20 protein-coding genes and 1 riboswitch are annotated in these 22,427 nt (G+C 34.9%); of the genes, 10 read left to right on the plus strand and 10 right to left on the minus strand.

Annotated elements, in window-relative coordinates; genetic code table 11:
- Positions 1–115: 115 nt before the first annotated feature.
- Positions 116–302, plus strand: a riboswitch (cobalamin riboswitch).
- Positions 303–453: 151 nt separating this feature from the next.
- The 9 genes from metE to B5X62_RS00355 all read left to right on the plus strand — a co-directional run bounded on the left by metE (position 454) and on the right by B5X62_RS00355 (position 8,327).
- A complete protein-coding gene (gene metE / locus B5X62_RS00315) occupies positions 454–2,763 on the plus strand; it encodes a 5-methyltetrahydropteroyltriglutamate--homocysteine S-methyltransferase (RefSeq protein WP_079665405.1) in 2,310 nt (769 codons plus the stop codon).
- 91 nt (positions 2,764–2,854) lie between these two features.
- Positions 2,855–3,529 (plus strand): hypothetical protein, encoded by a 675-nt coding sequence (locus tag B5X62_RS00320; RefSeq protein WP_079665406.1) that lies wholly within the window; start codon positions 2,855–2,857, stop codon positions 3,527–3,529.
- Positions 3,530–3,585: 56 nt separating this feature from the next.
- Complete coding sequence (locus B5X62_RS00325) at positions 3,586–4,404, plus strand: hypothetical protein (RefSeq protein ID WP_079665407.1); 819 nt, start codon at positions 3,586–3,588, stop codon at positions 4,402–4,404.
- A gap of 207 nt (positions 4,405–4,611) precedes the next feature.
- Positions 4,612–5,058, plus strand: a complete 447-nt coding sequence (locus tag B5X62_RS00330; RefSeq protein ID WP_079665408.1) for a DKNYY domain-containing protein — start codon at positions 4,612–4,614, stop codon at positions 5,056–5,058.
- A 21-nt stretch (positions 5,059–5,079) separates the two neighbouring features.
- Complete coding sequence (locus B5X62_RS00335) at positions 5,080–5,574, plus strand: hypothetical protein (protein ID WP_079665409.1); 495 nt, start codon at positions 5,080–5,082, stop codon at positions 5,572–5,574.
- Positions 5,575–5,602: 28 nt separating this feature from the next.
- Positions 5,603–6,190: a hypothetical protein gene (locus B5X62_RS00340; protein ID WP_079665410.1), complete on the plus strand. Its 588-nt coding sequence runs from the start codon at positions 5,603–5,605 to the stop codon at positions 6,188–6,190.
- Positions 6,191–6,197: 7 nt separating this feature from the next.
- Positions 6,198–6,980 carry a hypothetical protein gene (locus B5X62_RS00345; protein ID WP_079665411.1) on the plus strand — a complete coding sequence of 261 codons (783 nt, stop codon included), beginning with the start codon at positions 6,198–6,200 and terminating at the stop codon, positions 6,978–6,980.
- A gap of 18 nt (positions 6,981–6,998) precedes the next feature.
- On the plus strand, positions 6,999–7,829 hold the full coding sequence (locus tag B5X62_RS00350) for a DUF4349 domain-containing protein (protein WP_079665412.1): 831 nt from the start codon (positions 6,999–7,001) through the stop codon (positions 7,827–7,829).
- 132 nt (positions 7,830–7,961) lie between these two features.
- A complete protein-coding gene (locus B5X62_RS00355; protein ID WP_144038256.1) occupies positions 7,962–8,327 on the plus strand; it encodes a hypothetical protein in 366 nt (121 codons plus the stop codon).
- Positions 8,328–8,499: 172 nt separating this feature from the next.
- On the opposite strand, the gene B5X62_RS00360 is transcribed toward B5X62_RS00355, so the two are convergent.
- The 8 genes from B5X62_RS00360 to gpmI form a co-directional block, all read right to left on the minus strand.
- A complete protein-coding gene (locus B5X62_RS00360) occupies positions 8,500–9,948 on the minus strand; it encodes a TolC family protein (protein WP_245797096.1) in 1,449 nt (482 codons plus the stop codon).
- Entirely contained in the window at positions 9,926–13,075 is a 3,150-nt protein-coding gene (locus B5X62_RS00365) for an efflux RND transporter permease subunit (protein ID WP_079665414.1), read from the minus strand. The genes B5X62_RS00360 and B5X62_RS00365 overlap by 23 nt, the downstream gene beginning before the upstream one ends.
- Before the next feature lie 35 nt (positions 13,076–13,110).
- Complete coding sequence (locus B5X62_RS00370) at positions 13,111–14,256, minus strand: efflux RND transporter periplasmic adaptor subunit (protein ID WP_185116700.1); 1,146 nt, start codon at positions 14,254–14,256, stop codon at positions 13,111–13,113.
- Positions 14,257–14,414: 158 nt separating this feature from the next.
- Positions 14,415–15,182 carry a class I SAM-dependent methyltransferase gene (locus B5X62_RS00375; protein ID WP_079665416.1) on the minus strand — a complete coding sequence of 256 codons (768 nt, stop codon included), beginning with the start codon at positions 15,180–15,182 and terminating at the stop codon, positions 14,415–14,417.
- A 91-nt stretch (positions 15,183–15,273) separates the two neighbouring features.
- Positions 15,274–16,083 (minus strand): type I methionyl aminopeptidase, encoded by an 810-nt coding sequence (gene map, locus B5X62_RS00380; RefSeq protein WP_079665417.1) that lies wholly within the window; start codon positions 16,081–16,083, stop codon positions 15,274–15,276.
- 61 nt (positions 16,084–16,144) lie between these two features.
- Entirely contained in the window at positions 16,145–16,576 is a 432-nt protein-coding gene (locus tag B5X62_RS00385; RefSeq protein ID WP_079665924.1) for a BT0820 family HAD-type phosphatase, read from the minus strand.
- 127 nt (positions 16,577–16,703) lie between these two features.
- Positions 16,704–17,681, minus strand: coding sequence for an acyl-ACP desaturase (locus B5X62_RS00390; protein ID WP_079665418.1), 978 nt, complete (start codon positions 17,679–17,681; stop codon positions 16,704–16,706).
- 79 nt (positions 17,682–17,760) lie between these two features.
- Positions 17,761–19,293: a 2,3-bisphosphoglycerate-independent phosphoglycerate mutase gene (gene gpmI / locus B5X62_RS00395; protein WP_079665419.1), complete on the minus strand. Its 1,533-nt coding sequence runs from the start codon at positions 19,291–19,293 to the stop codon at positions 17,761–17,763.
- 123 nt (positions 19,294–19,416) lie between these two features.
- On the opposite strand from gpmI, the gene B5X62_RS00400 reads away from it, so the two are divergent.
- Complete coding sequence (locus B5X62_RS00400) at positions 19,417–19,740, plus strand: translation initiation factor (protein ID WP_079665420.1); 324 nt, start codon at positions 19,417–19,419, stop codon at positions 19,738–19,740.
- Here B5X62_RS00400 and B5X62_RS00405 read toward each other — a convergent pair whose 3' ends face one another.
- A complete protein-coding gene (locus B5X62_RS00405) occupies positions 19,741–20,640 on the minus strand; it encodes a leucine-rich repeat domain-containing protein (RefSeq protein ID WP_079665421.1) in 900 nt (299 codons plus the stop codon).
- 53 nt (positions 20,641–20,693) lie between these two features.
- Positions 20,694–22,331: an alkaline phosphatase PhoX gene (locus B5X62_RS00410; RefSeq protein WP_245797097.1), complete on the minus strand. Its 1,638-nt coding sequence runs from the start codon at positions 22,329–22,331 to the stop codon at positions 20,694–20,696.
- Positions 22,332–22,427: the final 96 nt, after the last annotated feature.

The raw sequence follows: 22,427 nt of genomic DNA on the forward strand, positions 1-22,427 counted from the left end.
CACACAATAAAAGTTTTATTTTCTTATTTATTATATTTAATGTAATATAAAATTCTGTTTATCTATTTTTACAAAGACTTAAATACTGTTAATAAAAATTGATCAATTTTATCAACCGCATCTAAACAATATCGGTTTTACGTAAAGTAAATTAATAGGGAATCGTGTGCAAATCACGAGCTGTCGCGCAACTGTAAGTAATGCGAACGTTTTGTTAAATAAATCCACTGTTTCTTCAACGAAATGGGAAGGAAAATAAAACGGTTACAAGCCAGGAGACCTGCCTTTATTGCAATGTCAATGCTTTCGCGATTAGAAGCTTTTGATCCTTTAAGATGCAATCTCTCTTGGTTTCTCTACAGAAATCGAATGTTTGATTGTGTTTTGCAATTCAATAGACTCTTCGTGTAGCGTTATTTAAAATTTAAAAATAAATAATTAAAGTTAAATACAATGCAAACACACATCCTTGGCTATCCGCGTATTGGTAGCAAACGTGAACTAAAAAAAGCTTGCGAACAATATTGGTCCGGCAAGATTATTCTTCAGGAACTTCTTAATGTTGGTCGAAAAATATGCAACGACAATTGGAAAATCCAACAGGAAGCAGGCATAGACCTTATTCCATGTAATGATTTTTCGTATTACGATCAAGTTTTGGACATGACTTTGACGCTTGGTGCAGTCCCAAAACGTTATCAAAAAATATTATTAAATAAATCCAATACAGAATTGGATCTTTATTTTGCAATGGCGCGAGGTTACCAAAAAGACGACCTCGACATCACCGCAATGGAAATGACAAAATGGTTTGATACTAACTACCATTATATCGTTCCAGAATTTCATGAAAATCAAAAATTCCAGTTATTTTCTAACAAAATCATAAATGAATTTGCTGGTGCAAAACAAGCTGGAATTAATGCAAAACCTGTAATTATCGGATTGGTCTCTTATCTTTTGTTGGGTAAAGAAAAAGAAGTAGGTTTTGACAAATTGGATTTAGTCCAAAATTTACTTCCTATTTATACAGAAATTTTGTCAAAACTTCAGGAGCAAGGCGCGGAATACATTCAGTTTGATGAAGCTTTCTTGGCTTTGGATTTATCAGAAAAGGCAAAAGCCGCTTTCCAATTGGTTTATGCTGAACTTCGCAAAAAATTCCCAAAACTTAAATTGATTGTCGCTACATATTTTGATGGTTTGAAAGACAATCTTTTGTTGGCTACTTCCCTACCAATCGACGTTTTGCATATTGACCTTGTACGAAACCCCGAGCAATTGGAAGATGTTTTGGAAGTTATTCCAGATTCGCTTCAGCTTTCGTTGGGAATTATCGATGGACGAAATATTTGGAAAAATAATTATGAAACTTCGTTAAGATTGATTGACAAAGCGGTCCAAAAAATCGGTAGCGAAAGAATCTTTTTAGCACCATCTTGCTCATTATTGCATTCGCCATGCGATTTGGATTTTGAAACCGAGTTAAATCCTGAAATCAAAAACTGGATGGCTTTTGCCAAACAAAAGGTTAATGAACTTGCAAGCCTAAAAGCTTTGGCTATTGGAAGTGATGACGAAAAATTGCTTTTAGAATTTAATGAAAATAAAAAAGCAGCCGAACTAAAACGCAGTTCTCGTTTGATTCATGACGAATCAGTAAAACATCGCGTCGGAAATTACACTAAGCAAGATGCCGAAAGAAAAAACAATTTTGACGTTCGTAAACGTGCGCAACAAGACCTTCTAAAGCTTCCGTTATTTCCCACAACAACAATTGGATCGTTTCCGCAAACGACAGAGGTTAGAAATTGGCGTTCGAAATTCAAGAAAAAAGAAATTAGCGAGCAGGAATATGATACTTTATTAAAGGAAGAAACAAAACGTACAATCGAATGGCAAGAAAAAATTGGCATCGATGTTCTTGTTCATGGTGAATACGAAAGAAATGACATGGTCGAATATTTTGGCGAACAATTGAATGGTTTTACGTTTACAAAAAACGCTTGGGTACAAAGCTACGGAAGCCGTTGTGTGAAACCTCCGATTATTTTTGGCGATGTTTCGCGACCGACGCCAATGACGGTTTATTGGTCAAAATATGCACAATCGCAAACCTCAAAATGGGTGAAAGGAATGTTGACAGGTCCGGTAACCATTTTGCAGTGGTCATTTGTACGTGACGACCAACCGAGATCCGAAACTTGCAAGCAAATTGCCTTTGCGATTCGCGATGAAGTTCAGGATTTGGAAGAAGCTGGAATTAAAATTATTCAAATCGACGAACCTGCCATTAGAGAAGGATTACCACTTCGAAAAGAAGATTGGAACCAATATCTGAAGTGGGCAATTGAATGTTTCCGAATTTCGGCAAGTGGCGTTGAAGATTCGACGCAGATTCATACACATATGTGTTATTCCGAGTTTAATGATATTATCCAAAACATTGCTGATATGGACGCAGATGTTATCACCATCGAATGTTCGCGCTCGCAGATGGATTTGCTTGGTGCTTTTGCAGACTTCAAATATCCAAACGAAATTGGTCCTGGTGTTTACGATATCCACTCGCCAAGAGTTCCTTCAAAAGAGGAAATGTTACATTTATTAAAGAAAGCCGAAGCGGTGATTCCGGCAAAGCAATTATGGGTAAATCCCGATTGTGGACTAAAAACCAGACATTGGCCAGAAACAGAAAAAGCTTTGATAGCGATGGTAGAAGCAGCAAAAGAATGTGCTGCAAGTTTCGAAACTGTTAATTAAAAAAATTCCAATATAAAGTCCGTCATTTGGCGGACTTTTTTGTTTTCAAATTTAAACTTCAAACAATATCTTTGCGCTTCGTAAAAATAGAATGGTCAATCGCAAAGTTTTAGAAAAATTATCGAATCAGGAGCTTAACAACTATTTGAAACCAGAAAGTCGTTATGTGGCCGAAGCCATTGAAATGGCTTTCGAAATTCTAAAACAACGCAATGCTACTTTTGACATTTCTGAAACTGAGCGTGTAAAATCTTTAATCAAAAATCGTCGCGAAGAAGAGATTAAAATCCAGGAAGAGAAAGCGCTAGAACACAAAGATTACATCACAGAAAATCCTGATGCTTTTCCGTTGCAAAGCCGTTATTTAGTAACAATGTTTGCTTTGGTATTTGGTGCTTTTTCTGGAAGTATTTTATTAGCTTATAACTGTTTCAAACTCAAGAAAACATCGAGTGTTATTGGCGTTTTAATATTTGGATTGACTTTTAACATCTTGCAAATTTTAGCTTTTCCATATCTAAAACCAATGTCAGATCACAACAATTTTTCCTTACGAAAAAGTCCCGAAATGTTGTTTGCTGCAATTGGTTTCCTTATGTTATTATTTGCTTGGAGCGAAGTTATTCCAAAGAAATTCGAGTACCGCCAAGCCTCGTTTTTAGTTCCATTTTTAGTTGCAGCAATAATGCTTTCACTTATTTTATGGAATTATAACAATTGGTTTTCAAGCTTTTTAATTCATCGATTGTTGCAAGGTTTATTTTAAAACAAATTATACAGATTAGGCTTTTTTTGAGTATTTTTAAATTCACAATTAATTGAATGAAAAAAATACTTCTTAGTCTTGGTGGCATTTTTATTATAGCCATTATTGGATTAATTTATCTTTCGGGTTACAAAATTCCCAATACTAACAAACATCCTGAAATTCCGTATTTTCCAAAAACAACCAACTCAGATCAATTTGTTAACCAACAAGTTGATAGTCTTTATATTAACAACTATTATTTAATTCCGAAGACCGATTATATTTTAATTAATTATAAAAAAAGCGACAACAATAATGACGAAACCAGAATCGCTGTAATTAAAAAAAATCTAAAGCCTATCTACGATTTTTATTCTAAAGGCAGTGTATCTTATGGTTACGACGCACAAAAAAATTGGGTTTATTTTAGTTCTGCATCAAGCGAAAATAAAGATTTGAAGCCTTTCGTCTTAGATATTAATACATTAAAAACTCATGATATATCAGAAACTAAATTTAAAAACAAAAAATTAAGTTTTGACGGAAATCTCATCGCAATAAAAATGGCTGGTGATAATGGCATCAATGTGCATAATATTCAACTTTTTGATAAAGCAGTTACTGGTAACAGTCTTGGTCGAATAAGCTACGGGACACCATCTTCTGGTGTTGAAGGGCGCGGAAAAGTTTACGAAAAAGACAGAGGCATTTTCACACAAAGTCGAGATTATTTCTTTAAAATGAAATTAAAAAATGAAGAAGTCGAGTTCAAAACCAATTTGTTTTACAATTCGGATAATTATTTTGATGAGTTAAATTCACCAAAAACTGACCAAGACACGTTACTATATTATTCGGATAAAAGATTCTATCAATTTTATAAAAAGAAATAGCGTGATGAGTTTTAATTCAATTTATATAACTATCATCATTTTTACGTTATTGGGTTGCAAATCTCCTAACGAAAAAAAGAAGATTGAAAAAGTAGAAGCTTCGAGAACGGAAAATATAAACAACTATAAAAAACAATAGACAGCATCAACCAAAGTTTAGCTTGGACTAAAACCAGTTTTGGACTTTATAAATCTAAAAATGGGGATTTGGCTTTAAAAACCAACGAAGGCACCGAAGAAGGTATTATCATCGAAAAATATATTACTGAAATGGCTGATGGTCAACCACTAAAATCCGTAATCGATTCTGCAACTTTTTCCTATATTGGAAGTTCGTTCTATAAAGACAAAAACCATGTCTACACGCATTATGTGATGGTGGATGGTGGTAATTTTTGGATTGTTGACAATGCTGATGTCAAAACTTTTCAGGTTTTGGGAAATTGCTACGCAAAAGACAAAAACAAAATCTTTACAGAACGAAATATGGACACAGATACTATTTTCGATTATCGAAGCTTCCGAACTTGTGATGATTGCGGTTGTTTTGCAAAAGATAAAAATGGATACTACTTTTGGGATGAAAAAATTGACATCAAAACTATCGATAATAAAGAAACAGAAAGCATTATCAATAGATTAAAAAAATTGTAAATACACCTAATAAAACACAATATGAAACTGACTTGGAAAAAAAATATTGCTAGTGACTATTCAATTTTTAATGATGCGCAAAAAATTGGAAGCTTACGCAAGGAAGATCTATTTACCGATAAAATCATTGGAAAGATAGATACAGAAGAATTTTTATTCTATAAAAAGAGCATTTTTGATAGTTCTGTAAGTTTTAAAAATACGGAGGATTCTAGCCAAATAGGAAACATTAATTTCAATATTTGGAACAACAAAGCGAACATAGAATTTGGAGGTAAACGTTACACTTGGCGATACAACAATTTTCTCAACAATAAATGGATTATTGAAAGTACGACAGGTAACAAAGCCGAGTATACATCGAGATTTAGCAATGGAGAAATCAACATTAAAGAAGATGATCAACTGATGATTCTTTTAGGATTATATGTTAAAAAATATTATCAACGGAATACTTTCATCATATTTTTCGTTCTTTTTTTACCAATAATTTTACGAAGCATTCTTAATAATTAAAAGTAATTTCTGACACAAAAACACAACAATGAAATTAAAAATTACAGCTATTCTTTTACTAATTTTTGTCTCACACAAAAGCTTTGGTCAAGCTTCTGACGAGCAATATCGCAACATTGTATATGACATAAAAGGTGATCTTAACAAAGATGGACTTGCTGACAAAGTTGTAGTTAGAGAAAATGCTGAAGATTCAAAACATCCTTATTTGTTGGAAATCTTTTTTAAAAATGTTGATGGTTCTTATAAAAAAGTTTTGAGATCTACGAAAGCTGTTACGCCAAAATTTCCAGCTGGAGGAGAAATTTCTGATGTTAATTTAGAAAATTTGGAAATAAAAAACGGACTTTTAATTTTCACCAATCAACTTATCAGAGGAAATTACGTACATAAATTTCGGTTTCAGAACGGAAATTTTGAGTTGATCGGCTTTACAGAAAATAATGCTTCTGCGGGTTATATAGAATATGTGGATTACAATCTCTCAACAGGCGTTAAAATCAACAAACACATTGATTATCAAACAGATAAAGTATTAATGTATAAAAAATCGATTGACAAAATGAAGTCACTCCCAAAACTTCAAGATTTCGAAGCTTTAGAATACGTTTATTAAAAAAAATATGTTGAAAAATATTCTACTTTTATTATCGGTAACATTTACGCTTTTCTCTTGCGGGAAAAGCTATCATGTTGAAAAAGATAAATACCCCAACATTCCAAAATTTCCAAAATTTGAAAACAATCAACTAAAGCTCACCAAAATCGATGAAGTTATTTTTGATCTTGAACCCAATCATATGGGAGCATATTTTCAGAAAAGATTTATCATTAAAGATTCCATGCTTGCTGTTGTTATTTTTATTACAGATCAAGGCAACACTCGAGATCCCCAAAAGAATGATCCTTATCTTATCAACCTTAGCGTGATAAATGGTGACAAAATTATAAGTACGCAACGAAGTGATTATGATTTTCGATTAAATTTTAAAATCGATTCTTTAACCAACGACATCATCATCGGAAAAACAAAGTATTTTACGAAATCAAATTATCTAAAAAACGATTCTATTCCGAATCTTAAAAGTGATGATTTCTTCGATCCTTATGGCAAATTTGAGTATGATGACACTGTATTTTACAAAGCTGAACTTCTTGATAAAATCGTCTATGATACCGAAACAAAAATTGATGGCGTACAAAACAGCCCGATTTTTGGTTTAAAAAATGTGCCTTCTTTTCTTTATTATTACAAAATTAAAACGAAAGGCAAGGAAGGTTTAACAAAAATGGACAACAAGCTTTTGCCAGAAATTGTTACGGTTAAAGATAACTTATATTATGTCGAAGATCCCGTTAAACTATCTGACAATCAATATAAAATCAACATTTATAAAATCGAATAACACCAAATTTTTCTAAATATGCGCAATTTATATATTCTATTTGCTCTCATTTTTCTTCTATCTTGTGGACAAAACTCGCACGAAATAACGAGTGCTAATGCTTCCTTGATGGAGGTTATGCCAGAAGCCAAAGCTGTCGATTTCGCGAATAGCAACACATCAACACCTACAGATTCTGTCGCAGTTAGTATTGATAAAAAAATCATCAAAAGTGCAAATCTCGATATCGAAGTTTCGAATCTAGAAAAAGCCAAACAAAACATACAAGAAGGTCTAAAAAAGAACAAAGGCTACATCCAAAACGAAACTTTTAGTTCACAACCTGACCGAGATGTTGTTTCGTTTTTCATAAAAGTTCCGAATGAAAATTTTGATGCGTTGATTAATTCGTTTTCGACAGGTTTGGGAGATTTGATTTCTAAAAATGTAAAATCCGATGACGTCACCGAAGAATATACGGATGTTTCAATTCGATTAAATAATAAATTAGCTTTCCTCGACAAGTATCGTGATCTTCTAAAACAAACCAATTCTACAAAAGATATTCTCGAAATTCAGGAGAAAATAAGAGCTTTGGAAGAGGAAATTGACTCAGCGAAAGGCCGACTAAAATTCATTGATGATCGTGTTAAATACAGTACAATCGACATGACAATTGCGAAAATAAAACCTCAAAACTCGGTAACTTCCAAAATAGGATTCGGAACTAAATTCGTGGATTCTATATCTCAAGGTTGGAATAATTTTGTTGATTTCGTTTTAGGATTGGTTTCATTCTGGCCATTTTTATTGATTATTCCTGTATTAATATTTCTTTGGAAAAAATGGAAAGCAAGGAGAAAGAAATAACAATGATCAAGTTATAATTGTCAAGTTTTTAAAAGTAAACTGAACGAATTAACCACAAAAGGAAAACCTGAAATAAAAGGAAATCCTTTTGCTATTTTGTCGTTCAATAATTCAAAATGTCCTTTTTATGGCTTGATTAACGAAGGTGAATTTAGAATAACTAGAAACTCAAACTATTTTTCTATTCCATTTTTAATTGAGGGAAACTTTTCTGAGAACAAATACAATACAGATGTTAATTATCAAGTAAAACCGATAGCTTTCGGATATTATTGGCTGAGAATTTTTCCAGCTTTAATCAACTTTGTTTTAATTATTTCATTCATTATCAATGACAAACAACTTGAAATAGATTCATTTAACCCGTATAAAATAATAGTTGCCATTTTATTGTTTGAAATTTTCATCTTCGCCCCATTATTTTTTTCTGAATTAGGAAAAAGAAGATTTGAAACGAAATTTTTAGAGGAATTAAAAATCTTAAATAAAAACAACTAGTAGTCACTAGCCCCGATAGGAACGGCATCCTTTTGTGGTGGCGTGAGGCGACGGAGCGTAGCGGAGTCGTCCGAGCGACACTACAAAAGATATAGTGGATAGCGGGAAAAAGCTTCAAAAAAAAATCCTAACTAAAATTTTAGTTAGGATTTTTATTATGTTTTTTAAAATTCTAAAATTGTCCGCCACCAAGTGCACGATAGAATTCGGTCATGGCTTGCAATTGTTGCAACTTGTCATTAACTGCAGATAATTGTGCCTGTAACAAGGCTTGTTCTGCCGTCAAAACATTAACGTAATTAACTTTGGATGAGTAAGTTAACAACTCATTACTAAAATCAACCGTCTTTTGTAAAGATTCGATTTGTAGTTGACGCGTTGTCTCTTTGGATTTTGCTTTTTCGTAAGTTACCAAAGCATCCGAAACCTCTGCACCAGCTGTTAACAAAGTCTTTTCAAAATTGAGATAAGCTTGTTCTTTACGAGCTTCCGTTATTTTGACTTGCGCCTTGCGATTGCCTTGTTGGAAGATATTTTGGGTTAAAGTTCCGCCAACGGTATAGAATAATGACTCTTTGAAAAAGTCTTTAATATTCTTCGACGAAAGACCTAATGCTGCCGTAATATTAAGTGATGGATAAACCTGCGCCAAAGCTACATTTTTGTTTTCGAAAGCTTGACGAAATGCCATCTCAGCCGACAAAACATCTGGACGATTCTGCAACAACGATGCTGGAAGTCCAGTTCTGAAATCTGACGAAACAACTTGCGAGTCAATGCTATTTCTTTCAATATCTTTTGGTGCTTCACCCATTAAAAGATTAAGTGCATTTTCGGTTTGTTGAATTTGAATTTCCAAATCTGGAATCATCAACTGCGCCGAATATAAATTGGCTTTACTTTGCTCAACATCCGCACCCGTCAAATAGGCTGCATCCATCAACAACTGCACAGCTTCAACATTTTTGGTACGAAGATCGACCGTTTGCTTTGTAATTGCTAACTGTTTGTCCAAAGACAACAACTGATAATACAAACTTGCAGCTTGCGCCACCAATTGTGTTTGTACCGCTCTTCTAGCCGCTTCAGTTTGTAAAAAGCCAGCGTAAGCAGAACGCTTCATTGCAGCCATTTTTCCCCAGATATCAACTTCCCAACCTGCAGAAACGCCCAATTGGAAGTTCATGATGTCTGGCATTCTAAAATTACTACCTTGCGCCGCCGCACTATTTTTGGTGTCTTTTATAGAAGCAATTCCGTCAAGAGTTGGCAAATTGTTGAGTTGCGATTGTTTGAAAACCGCATCCGCTTCATTAATTCTCGTTACAGCGATTTTTAAATCATAATTATTCTCAATCGTTTTTTTGATAACACTTTGTAGTTTGTCATCCGCAAAAATTTGATTCCAAGCGACTTTCGCCATAGACAACGAATCGGCGTTGGTTTGCTTTCTAAACAACGACTTATCCCAATCGGCTTTTACACTTGGTTTTTGATAGGTTTCCGTGACTTTACAAGACTGCATTAATCCCGCTAAAGCTATTGTGGAAACTATATGTGAAGTTTTAATTTTCATTGTAATAGATTTTCTTGTGAGATTATTCGCTAAGTCTGTTTCCATAATCTTCTTCGAAAACTTTCTTGTTAGACACACGTTCTTGTAAATATTGGAAGATTGCAAACAATGCTGGAATAAATAATACCCCAAATATTGTCCCAACCAACATACCGCCAATCGCACCAATACCAATCGATTGGTTACCAATCGCACCAGCGCCACTTGCAGACGCTAACGGAATTAATCCAAATATAAATGCAAACGAGGTCATCAAAATCGGACGAATCCTTTGTTTAGCTCCAGAAATAGCAGCTCTACCAATACTGTAACCCATTTTACGCGCATCCAAAGCAAATTCAACAATAAGAATTGCATTTTTTGCCAAGAGTCCAATCAACATAATCAAGGAAATCTGCGTGTAAATATTGTTTGACTTACCAATCCAGCTTGAGAACATCATCGCTCCAGCCAAACCAACTGGCAATGACAACATTACAGCAAATGGAAGTAAATAACTTTCGTATTGCGCTGCCAACAAGAAATAAACGAATACACAACAAAGCATAAAGATAAATACGGTCTGACTTCCAGAGTTAACCTCTTCTCTTGTTAAACCAGAAAATTCGTACCCATAACCTGTTGGAAGTGTTTCTGCCGCAACTTGTTTTACAACTTCAATCGCGTCACCAGAACTGTAACCCGCATTTGGCGTACCATTAACTGACACAGAAGTAAAGAGATTAAAACGTCCAATTGCTTGCGGACCATATACCTTTTTAGTGGTTACAAAACGGCTAACTGGTGCCATAACCCCAGCACTATTTCTCACCATCATCGAGTTCAGATTTTCTAAACTTTGACGTTGATCTGCTGGTGCTTGGTAGATGACACGATATTGTTTTCCAAACAAATTAACATTGGAAGAATATACTCCACCAAAATAACCTTGCATCACCGATAAGATATCATTAACTGTAAAACCAGCAGCTTTAGCCGTCGGCACATCAATATCAATCATATATTGCGGATAGTTTGGATTAAATGACGTAAATGCATTTTGTACTTCTGGACGCTCTTTCAATGCGTTTATAAAGTCGTTACTTACCTTCGTTAAATCTTCAATACTCCCACCTTTTTGATCCTGAACTTGAAATTCGAAACCAGCCGCATTACCAAAACCTTGAAGCGTTGGTCGACCAAAGAATACCAATTTTGCATCTTTAATACCTGCAGTTTTTTGGTATAACCTTGCTAAAAGTGCTTGTGTACTTTCTTCTTTACTTTTACGTTCAGACCAAGGTTTTAATTTCAGAATTAACATACCATTGTTACTTCCCGATCCCGACATCATACCACGACCAGACACTTTAAGAATGTGCGCCACTTCTGGCTCTTGTTTAACAATAGCTTCTACTTCATCAAGAACAGCCTGTGTTCTAACTTCATTTGCACCCAACGGCAACGAAATATCAGCCATTACACCACCCATATCTTCTGACGGAACAAAAGACTTAGGCGTTGTATTCATCAACCAAATAAATATTCCTGTAAAAGCAACAAGTCCTAAACCTGCAACCCATTTTTTTCTTAATAAAAATAATACCCAAGTTGAATAACGTTTAACAAATGCATCAAAAATGGTATTAAAATACATGAAAAATCGTTGCATCACATTCATTTTCTTAGCTTCATGCGAATGTGGTTTTAGGAAAATCGCACACAAAGCCGGACTCAATGTCAAAGCGTTAACCGCCGAAAGTGCAATCGAAATTGCTAAAGTTAAACCAAATTGCTTATAAAATACACCCGCCGAACCTGTAATAAAACTTACGGGTACGAATACAGCGGACATAACTAACGTAATACTGATAATCGCTCCACTAATCTCGCCCATCGCATTAACCGATGCACGAAGTGGCGATTTTTCACCTTGTTCCAATTTACTATGGACCGCTTCAACAACAACAATAGCGTCATCCACAACAATACCAACTGCGAGAATCAAAGCGAAAAGCGTTAGTAAGTTGATTGTAAATCCGAAAATATTTAGGAAAAAGAATGTACCAATAATCGCAACAGGAACCGCAATTGCAGGAATTAATGTTGAACGCCAATCTTGTAAGAACAAAAATACCACCAAGAAAACCAAGATAAATGCCTCAATCAAAGTATGCACAACCTTCTCAATAGAAGCATCTAGGAAGTCATTCGCGTTAACGAGTGTTGTCCATTTAATACCATTTGGGAAACCTTTTTCGGCATTGGTTAATACTGCTAAAGTTTGATCAATAACATCTTGCGCGTTAGATCCAGCCGTTTGCGAAATCGCAATACCAATACTCGGATTACCATCTGTAAAACTCTTCCCAGTGTAATCTTGCGCACCTAATTCTATTTTAGCAACATCTTTCAGACGAAGAATTTGTCCGTTTTCAGTTCCTTTCAAAACGATTTCTTCGAACTGAGGAATCTCTGTTAAACGACCTTTGTATTTTAAAGTATATCTAAAACTTGTATTAGCCTCGTCACCAACACTTCCTGGCGCAGCTTCAATATTTTGTTCTGCTAAAACGGCATTAATATCCGAAGGAACTAAGCCATAAGCCGCCATCTTTTGCGGATCCAACCAAATCCTAACCGAATAATCTTTAGTACCGAAAACCGTGGCATCACCAACACCTGCTACCCTTTTAATCTGTGGAATAATGTTGATGTTCGCGTAGTTTTGGATAAAAGTTTGATCAAATTGCGGGTTTTCACTATACAATGAAAATATTAAAACATTGGAACTCTGACGTTTAACAACCGTAACCCCAGCTTGTGTCACCTCACGAGGTAACAAACTGTTGGCTCTAGAAACTCTGTTCTGTACGTTAACCGCTGCAATATCAGGATTTATCCCTTGTTTGAAATAGACTGTAACCGATCCAGATCCATCATTGGTTGCTGATGATGTCATGTACGTCATACCTTCCACCCCGTTGATTTGCTCTTCCAGAGGGACAATGACACTTTTTAAGATAACATCAGCATTGGCTCCCATATAGTTGGCATTAACTACAACTGTCGGTGGCGCAATATCTGGATACTGCGCTACGGGAAGCGTAAAGATGCCCAAGACTCCCAAAATGACGATAATGATGGAAATTACCGTCGAAAGTACTGGACGTTCTATAAATTTTTTAAACATAAATCTTATTTAAAATTCAGAAAATTCTCAAATAATTAGTTCTTCAAAGTTGCTTGAAGAGTGGTTTCTTTAGGTACAATTTCGGTGTCATCTTTTAGTAAACCAACACCTTGCACGACAATTTTATCACCAGCTTTTAGACCAGAATCTACGGCGTAAGTTATACCATCTGGAAGCTCTGTGATTTTGATTTCTTGAGATTTTACTTTATTGTTAGCTCCTACAACATATACAAAAACCTTCCCTTGAAGTTCGTAAGTTGCTTTTTGTGGAATAACAATGATATTTTCTAAATTGTTCGGTAGTAAAATCGTTGCGCTATAACCACTTCTCAACAAGCCTTGAGGATTAGTAAATGCTGCACGCATACTAAAAGATCCTGTACTTGGATCTACCAAACCACTTATAGATTCTAGCTTTCCTTTTTCGTTATACATTGTTCCGTCAGAAAGACGAAGACTTATCAAAGGTGTATTTTTAATTTTTTCTTGAATTGAAGCGCCAGGAGAATGTTTCAAAAAGTTAAGCTGATCTTTTTCATTAATAGAAAAATATGCAAATATTTTTGAGATATTTGAAACTGTTGTCAAAGCCTGTGAAGTACTGGCACTCACATAACTACCAGCCTTTAACGGAAGTGTTCCTACAACTCCAGACACAGGACTTGTAATTACCGTGTACCCTTGGTTAACTTTCGCATTAGTCAATTGCGCTTGTTGTTCAGCGAGGCTTGCTTGTGCCGCTTTTAGATTAAGTTGTGCTGCTTGCAATTCGTAAGCAGAAATAATCTTGCGATCAACCAAAGGTTTGGTTTTAGTTACTTGCATTTGCGCTGTTGCAACCGCAGCTTGTGCACTGTTAACAGAAGCTTGTGCCACACGAACCATTTGTTCATATTGAGGATTACGAATTCGGAACATAGACTGTCCTCTGCTTACCATTTGTCCCTCATCCACATAAAGATTCTCGATAAAGCCATCAATCTTCGGTCGTATTTCTACATTTTCCACACCTTCTAATCTTGCTGGATATTCGGTATGATTATCTGCTGCTCCGGCTTTCGCAACGATATATTCATAAGGTTGCGGTTTGGCATCCTTCTGCGCATCAGGCTTCTTATCTTGTGAACAAGAGACTGCAATAAGCGCTGAAGCCGCCATCAGTATCGATATTCTTCTCATAAATATTAAAAAAATTAAATGATTTGCTAAAATAAAGTTTTAAAATCAAACAATCGATTGATTTACATCAATAAAAACGATTAAAGATAATAGATAATATGTATCGAAGAGCATTGTCACACTATGTTTAACGTTTACTTAACAAAAAAATCCGAAAGCTATAACTTTCGGATTATCGGTAATATTTCATTTTTTTGAAGAGCAAAACGTTTTTGATCGTTTTCTGAAAAATTTTGTGAATAATAATTAATATCAACCTCAAAACCAACACTTTTTAATCGATCAAAATAATCCATCCCATACCATCTCACATGGTCGTACTGTCCAAAATGCTTCTGCCTCTCTTTAGGATCAGTAATGCTAAAATCTTCATAAGTCTCGGCTAAACTATTTTTCATTGGGACTTGCACAATTCCCCATCCGTCTTTTCTCATCACACGATACAATTCAGACATGGCTTTTCTATCATCCACAATATGTTCTAAAACATGATTACAAATAATAACATCAAAACTTGCATCCTCAAACGGCAAATCCAAAATATCGGCTTTAACATCAACAATCGGCGAATACAAATCCGCAGAAGTATAGTCAAGATTTTTCATCTTTTTGAAACGACGAAGAAACTCTTGTTCGGGCGCAATATGAAGTACTTTAATATTCTTTGAAAAAAAATCTGTTTCATTCTTAAGATACAACCACATTTGACGGTGTCTCTCCAAAGATAAAGTTCCTGGTGACAATGCATTTTCGCGTTGTTTACCATAACCATACGGAAGAAATTTCCTATAAGATTTACCATCAATAGGATCCGTAAATCGGTCACCCTTAAAGATTTGATAAATCACAGGACGCGCCAAAATACTTAATTGGATAAGCATTGGTCTTGACACTTTATTAAGAAGAAATTTTGCTATTTTTTTCAAATGAAATAAATTATATTCTACTTTAAATAAAATTTACAACAATTTAAATATTAAAAGGTTATAAACTTTAATTAAAGTTATTTTTACAAAATTAAAAATCTAACTGAAATGCTTTTTCTTCATCCGAAACAATTCCTAAAGCATCATAAATATATTGGTAAGTTGATAGTAAAACCGGCTTACCTTTGATGATACAAACATCATGTTCAAAGTGTGCAGAAGGAAGCATGTCCAAAGTTGTAACCGTCCAACCATCATTATGGAATTTCACTTTTTCTGTTCCCATATTTGTCATTGGTTCGATGGCTAAAGCAATACCATCTTTTAAGACCTTACCACTTCCTTTTTTACCATAATTGGGCACTTGCGGATCTTCATGCATTTTGCGTCCCAAACCATGCCCTACAAGCTCTCTAACAACGCCATAACCTTCCTTCTCACAATGTACTTGGATTGCATTTGCAATATCTCCAACACGTTTACCACGAATACATTGTTCAATACCTTTATAAAGCGATTCTTTGGTCACACGAAGCAGTTTTTTAACTTCTGGCGTCACTTCTCCAACTTCAAAAGTATAGGCGTGATCACCATAAAAGTCGTTCATATAAACGCCACAATCTACGGACAAAATATCACCTTCCTTCAAAGGTTCATCATTCGGAATCCCATGCACAACTTGCTCGTTGGGAGAAATACAAAGATTTTTCGGGAAATCGTACATTCCTAAAAATGCTGGATAACCGCCATGATCACGAATAAATTCGCCACCCAATTTATCTAAATAGTTAGTTGTAACACCAGGTTTAATTTCCTTCGCAAGCATACCCAAAGTTTTAGAAACCAATTGAGCGCTTTCTTTCATCAAGCGAAGTTCTTCTATTGTTTTTAACTGTATCATTGTATTAAAAAATTAAAATGCTGATTAAAAAACCAGCATTAAAAATGTTTGTCTAAATATTTTACCAAAAAAGACCTCTCTTTTTTTCCTTTTTCATTTTTGAATAAGCGTGTACTTCTCCTCCAGCAACCTGAAACTCGATACGCTCTTTTACGATTTGATAAACTTCGCCCCAACCTGGGAAACCTCCTAGATTACGATCGTCAATGAATAGATCGGCATCAATTTTACGACTTTGCGTTTCATTATCAAAAACTTCACCTTCAAAACTTGAATTAACAGCGTAAAATTCTAACCCATTTTTGCGACAAAACTCAACAGCATCGTTAAGTTCTTTACCATGACGGTATGTCCATAAAATTAGTCTGTAACCTTCTGACTGTAACTTCTTTAAGGTATCAAAAGCGAAAATTTTAGCCTTTCCAATTCCTGGGTAAGCATCATCTACAATTGTACCATCAAAATCAATAGCCAATTTTTTGTTGTTGATCATCATTATTTTAAAGCTTAAAAAGTATGCAAATATACGAAAAATAAAAGACTCGATAGTTTAATCCAAAAACAAAATCCAACACGTTATCATGCTGGATTTGTAATATTTAAACGTTATGAATTAAAATCTAACTTTTAACCCATTTGAAGTTGTATTCTCTATCTGGCGTCGCTAGACGATCTGTAATACGCTGTAATCTAGAAGGTAATTTCATTAGATAATCTCTAGCTTTTTCTGCAGACTCGTTAAGTCCACCGATGTTATCAATCTTCCAATCTACCAAAAGATCTTTTAAGATATCAATATAATCTTGCGCTGTATACACCATGCAACGTTGTGCAGCATCTGAGAAATGTTCCCAAAGTTCGCCCGCCTTTTGACCAGATTCTCTCATCAAATGCGCTGGCATAACGATTTTTTTACGCATCATATCTTCGAAAGCCAACATCATTTCGCTTGGATCCAATTCGAAAATCTTTTCCACGAAATGCTTGTAAGCCTTAGCATGTCTCGCTTCATCCGCAGCAATAACACCACACATTTTAGCCAATTTGGTATTCCCCGTTTGTTTAGCTAAAGTCCCAACACGACGGTGCGAAATATTAGTCGCTGTCTCTTGGAAACTCGTATATACGAAGTTTTTATAAGGATCCATACTTGTTTGCAAATCAAAACCATCATTAATTAAATAATGGGTTGTAATTTCCATTTCGCGCATGTTAACACGTCCGCATAGATAAAGATATTTACCCAACAAATCGCCATGACGGTTTTCTTCAGCTGTCCAAGCTCTCACCCATTCTGCCCAACCAACTCGTTCTTCTTGGTTGATGCCATCGATCCCCATGATCCACGATTCGTAGCTAGGAAGTGCTTCTTCTGTAATACAATCGCCAATTAAAGTTACAAAAAGATCATAAGGCATCTCGTGCGCAAATGTCTGTAACTCATCCAATTGATCTTTAAAATCGGCACTAGATGTATCTGGCAAAAAGTCCGAGGGTTGCCATATCTTTTCAATAGGTGTGAGAAACTTCGATATGAAACTTGACATTTCAGTTTCTAAATTTTTCATCACCTCCTTCCTTACCAGTTTGTTATACATCAATATTTAATTTTAAGTTTTTGCAAAGTTAATAATATTATGCGTAGGATAGCATCTAATTTTGTATTTTATAACGAAATTAAGTTAAAGATACTAAACTCTCACCAGTCATAATTTCTGGTTTAGCAACGTTCATCACACTTAATATTGTTGGTGCAACATCTCCCAATTTACCAGGCTTTAATGTCCAAGTATGATCTTTGTCCATTACAATAAACGGAACTAAGTTGGTTGTATGTTGCGTATTAGGCGATCCGTCTTCGTTTTTCATAATATCAGAATTACCATGATCCGCCAAAATAAATACAGCATAGCCATGTTCGTAAGCCATTGTAGCAACTTTTTCGATGCAAGAATCCACAACTTCCGCAGCTTTAACTGCTGCATCAAAAACACCTGTGTGCCCCACCATATCTGTGTTAGCAAAATTTAAACATACAAAATCTGCAGTCTCAAGCTCCAGCTCTGGAAGTATCGCATTAGTAATATCATAAGCCGACATTTCTGGTTTTAAATCATAAGTTGCCACATCTTTTGGACTTGGACAAAGCAAACGTTTTTCACCATTAAATTCCGCTTCGCGACCACCAGAAAAGAAGAATGTAACGTGTGGATATTTCTCTGTTTCTGCAATTCTAATTTGGGATTTTCCGTTTCTTTCTAAAACTTCGCCCATTGTATTTTCTAGAACATTTTCGTCAAAAACAACCTCAACATTTTGGAAAGTTTTATCATAATTGGTCAACGTGATATATTTAAGATTCAACTTATGCATATCGTAATCTGGGAAATCTTGTTGAGAAAGAACCTCTGTAATTTCGCGACCTCTATCTGTCCTGAAATTAAAACAAATCACAACATCTTCTTCCTCTATAATAGCGATTGGCAGACCATTTTGGATACAAACAATCGGTTTGATAAACTCATCCGAAACATCATTTTGATATGATTTTTCAATAGCTTCCAAAGGATTTTTGGTTTCTTGTCCCTTTCCTTTCACCAATAGATCGTAAGCTAATTTGACACGTTCCCAACGCTTGTCACGATCCATCGCGTAATAACGACCAATAATGGAAGCCAAACGTCCTGTCGACTGCTTCATATGATCCAAAAGTTCTTCAATAAAGCCTAATCCAGAGTGTGGATCGCAATCGCGTCCATCGGTAAAAGCATGTACAAATACATTTTTTTCTAAACCAAAATCGTGCGCAGCAGTTAACAAAGCTTTAAGGTGATTGATATGCGAATGCACGCCTCCGTTAGAAACTAGACCAATAAAATGAACTTTTTTATGGTTTAATTTTGCATATTCGAAGGCATCTTGAATTTCTTTTTGACTTCCCAAAGTGCCATTTTCGGCTGCCATATTTAGTTTAACAAGGTTTTGATACACCACACGTCCCGCACCAAGATTCATATGTCCGACTTCTGAATTCCCCATCTGTCCCGCAGGCAAACCAACAGCTAAACCACTAGCTTCCAATGTTGTATTAGGAAAATTTTTGAGACAACTATCTATAAAAGGTGTATTGGCTTTTGCAAGTGCAGAAACTTCTGGATTAGTACCCAAACCCCAACCATCTAAGATGGCTAGTATCGCTTTTTTTGACATGATTTTGGAAATTTTTCTTCTACAAATTTAAAAAATAAGGCTTAAGAATTCTAGTAAAATTAATGTTTTTAGTTTCGATATTTTATTTATCTTTAAATTCTTTTTCAAAACATAAAAAATACAATGGACTTAAGAGACCAATTGAAAAACCTTTTCCCCGATCATGAAGAGCAAGATTTTGAAATGCCCGAGGAAAAGTTTCAACAAAAAGAAGCGCTCGTGTGCAAATTCGAAAAGAAAGGTCGCAACGGAAAACCCGTTACTTTAATAGAAGGTTTCGAAGGTAGCGAAGATGAGCTAAAAGCGATTTCTAAAAAGATAAAAACAACGCTAGGCATCGGTGGATCCGAGAAAGATGGCGTTATCGTCATCCAAGGTGACAACCGTGATAAGATTATGACTATTCTGAAAGATATGGGTTATAAAACCAAACGTGTCGGCGGATAATTAAAAATATATTTGTGTTTGAGGCATTGAAGATTTAAGATTTTCAATGCTTTTTTTATCAATTGGATTTCCTGTTAGGATTAAAGTTTTTAAATTTTTAAGCGAACTAATCTCTGCAGGAATCAGACTTAACTTATTGTTAGCCAAATTGATACTTTCAACATTTTCTAGTTGACGTATGTAAGATGGTAAGCTTTCGATATTGTTGTTACTAAGATTAAGAAATTCTAATTTTTTTAGCTTTAATAAGCTTTTAGGAAGGTTGATAATGGTGTTTTCTTGAAGTTCTACATATTTCAGTTTCTTAGGAAAGTTGACGTTTTCTAAATCATTAATCTGATTCATGGATAAATTCAAGTATTTCAACTCTTTTATTTTGTCAAGATTTTCAGGAATAAAACTAATCTGGTTGCCTTGCAAATTGATTTCCTTCAGATTTTTAATCTCGATTAAAGCTTCTGGAAAAACCGACAAATTGTTAGCATCGAGATGTATAACTTCCAAGTTTTGAAGTTTTGAAAGATTAGGATTAACTTCTGTTAAAGCATTTAGGTTCATAAAAAACTCCTTCAACTGTGTCAATTCTGCAATATTATCGGGTATATATTTAATTCCATTTTTATTCAAATAAAGATACTCGAGTTTTTTAAGACTGAATATTTTTTCATCCATTTTCTCTAAATTATTTCCCATAAAATTTAGAAAAAACACCTCTTGAAAATTAGTGATTTCAGGCGGAACATTAAAGAGTCCTTTTTCGCGAAAACTTAAACTAAATATTTTTTCTTTCGCCTTTTTTGCATCTTCAACAGATGTGTAAGTCGGAAATTTGATAGGATCTATCTGCGCATTAAAAGCATGAAAACTTAAAACAAAAAGGAAAAGTTGAATCTTTTTCATAAAAAATAAAAGCTCCTGATAACAAAGTATCAGGAGCTAAATTGCATTAATAATTATTTTTTCAAAAGTTTAACCGTTTTTTGGAAAGCTTCAGCTTCGATGTTAAGAATTAAAGATTTTGAAGCATCTAAAGCTTTTGTTAAATCTAATTCTACATTCTTCTGTACACCCGAAATTTGTTTTGTGTAAACAATTTTTCCGTCGATGCTATAAGCAGTTAAGTTGATATCTTTAAGACCTTTATCCGAGGTAATCTTCACCAAACCTGACGTAGGATTTGGAGAAACTGTAATGTTATTATCAACATTTTGAGTTCCTAAACTTCCTGACGATCCCAAATTATCTTTAAGCGCAATAACGATTGTTGCAGATTTCCCTCTATAGTCAATTGTATTACCAGTCGCATCAACATCTGTAGAAATTGATGAATCTGGATGCTGAATCGAGAAGAAGCCAAACTTGTGATCTGGTGTAAAAGTAAGTCCTGTAGGCTCCGATCCTGAAGGCATCGACGCAAACAATCTTACTTTCGGGTTAGCTTGTGTATGATCTGGTGCAATTACCCAAATGTAATTTTTACCACCATCTTGTAATACCCAAAGATTTCCTAACTCATCAAATGTTAAATTATCGTTACCATCTCCCCATTTTTCTGACATTGTCCCGTTTGCAGTTTCGAAAGAGTACATCGTGTTAAGACCTCCAACAAAAGTTTCTAGCTCAGAAGCTGTTGTACCATCATCTTTGAAACGATAGACTTTGTTAAGTCCTTTTGCTGTAAAATAGATTTTACCATCCAATGGATTAATTTCTGCATCTTCGATCCCGTTGAATGCTGTACCACCTAGCGATTTTGCAAGATTCTGTGTATTATTTTGATCTGCTTTCGTTTTGTTAGGCACTTGGATCCATTGCGCAGTTGTAACCACCGGATCGCCATTGCTAAGACCTTGATCAGCTTTTAAAACAAATAAATCTCCAGAAGACAGGTCATTAGGTGTATCCATCACAAACTTATAGAATAGATTAGTTCCACCATCTTCACCGTAATAAGCTATTGTCCCAGCATTATTAATTACCACATTTTCGTGATTCATAATACCCATTTGCCAAAGCTTACCTTGAGAACCATCTTGGTTTTTAGAAATAACTTGTGCTGTTGCAGGATCAATCTCTACTAACCAACCATAATCTTTGTAACCATCACCATTGGTATCATTAGATGTTACAGATTCTTCAGCCGTTACTATTGTTCCCCATGGTGTAACACCACCAGAACAGTTTCGGATTGTTTGTACTAGACTTGGAGTAGAAAAATTAACACCTCTAGATTTTGTAAGCTCCCACAACTTCTTTGTCGCATTGTAGTTAATCTCAGCCATTGTAACTCCTCCTGGATTAGTCTCATGGTTAACTGAAAGATAACCATCAACGCTACTTCCATTTTTTGCAACATAACCTGTAAAGTCGTTTTGACCACCAACTTTACCACCACCTTCGGTATAGTTATCACCTTCTTTAAGGATGAGCTGATACTTGTGTTCTGCTGGGATAATAAGTTTTCCAGTTTGTGAAGTTGGCGCGATGGACTTAAAGCAACTAATGTGCGTTCCTGTGCAAGAAGACTGGGCATTCGCCAATTGAGACATCATCAATGCTAAAGCAGCAACTGATAGTAATTTTGTTTTCATTTTTAACTTTTATTTTATTTCGAAACAAAATTATTTCTTCTGCTAAAGCTTTCTGTTACGAGGATTTTAAGAATCTGAAACTAAATTTTACTAAAT

Source organism: Soonwooa buanensis (assembly GCF_900167905.1).
Taxonomy (GTDB): domain Bacteria; phylum Bacteroidota; class Bacteroidia; order Flavobacteriales; family Weeksellaceae; genus Soonwooa; species Soonwooa buanensis.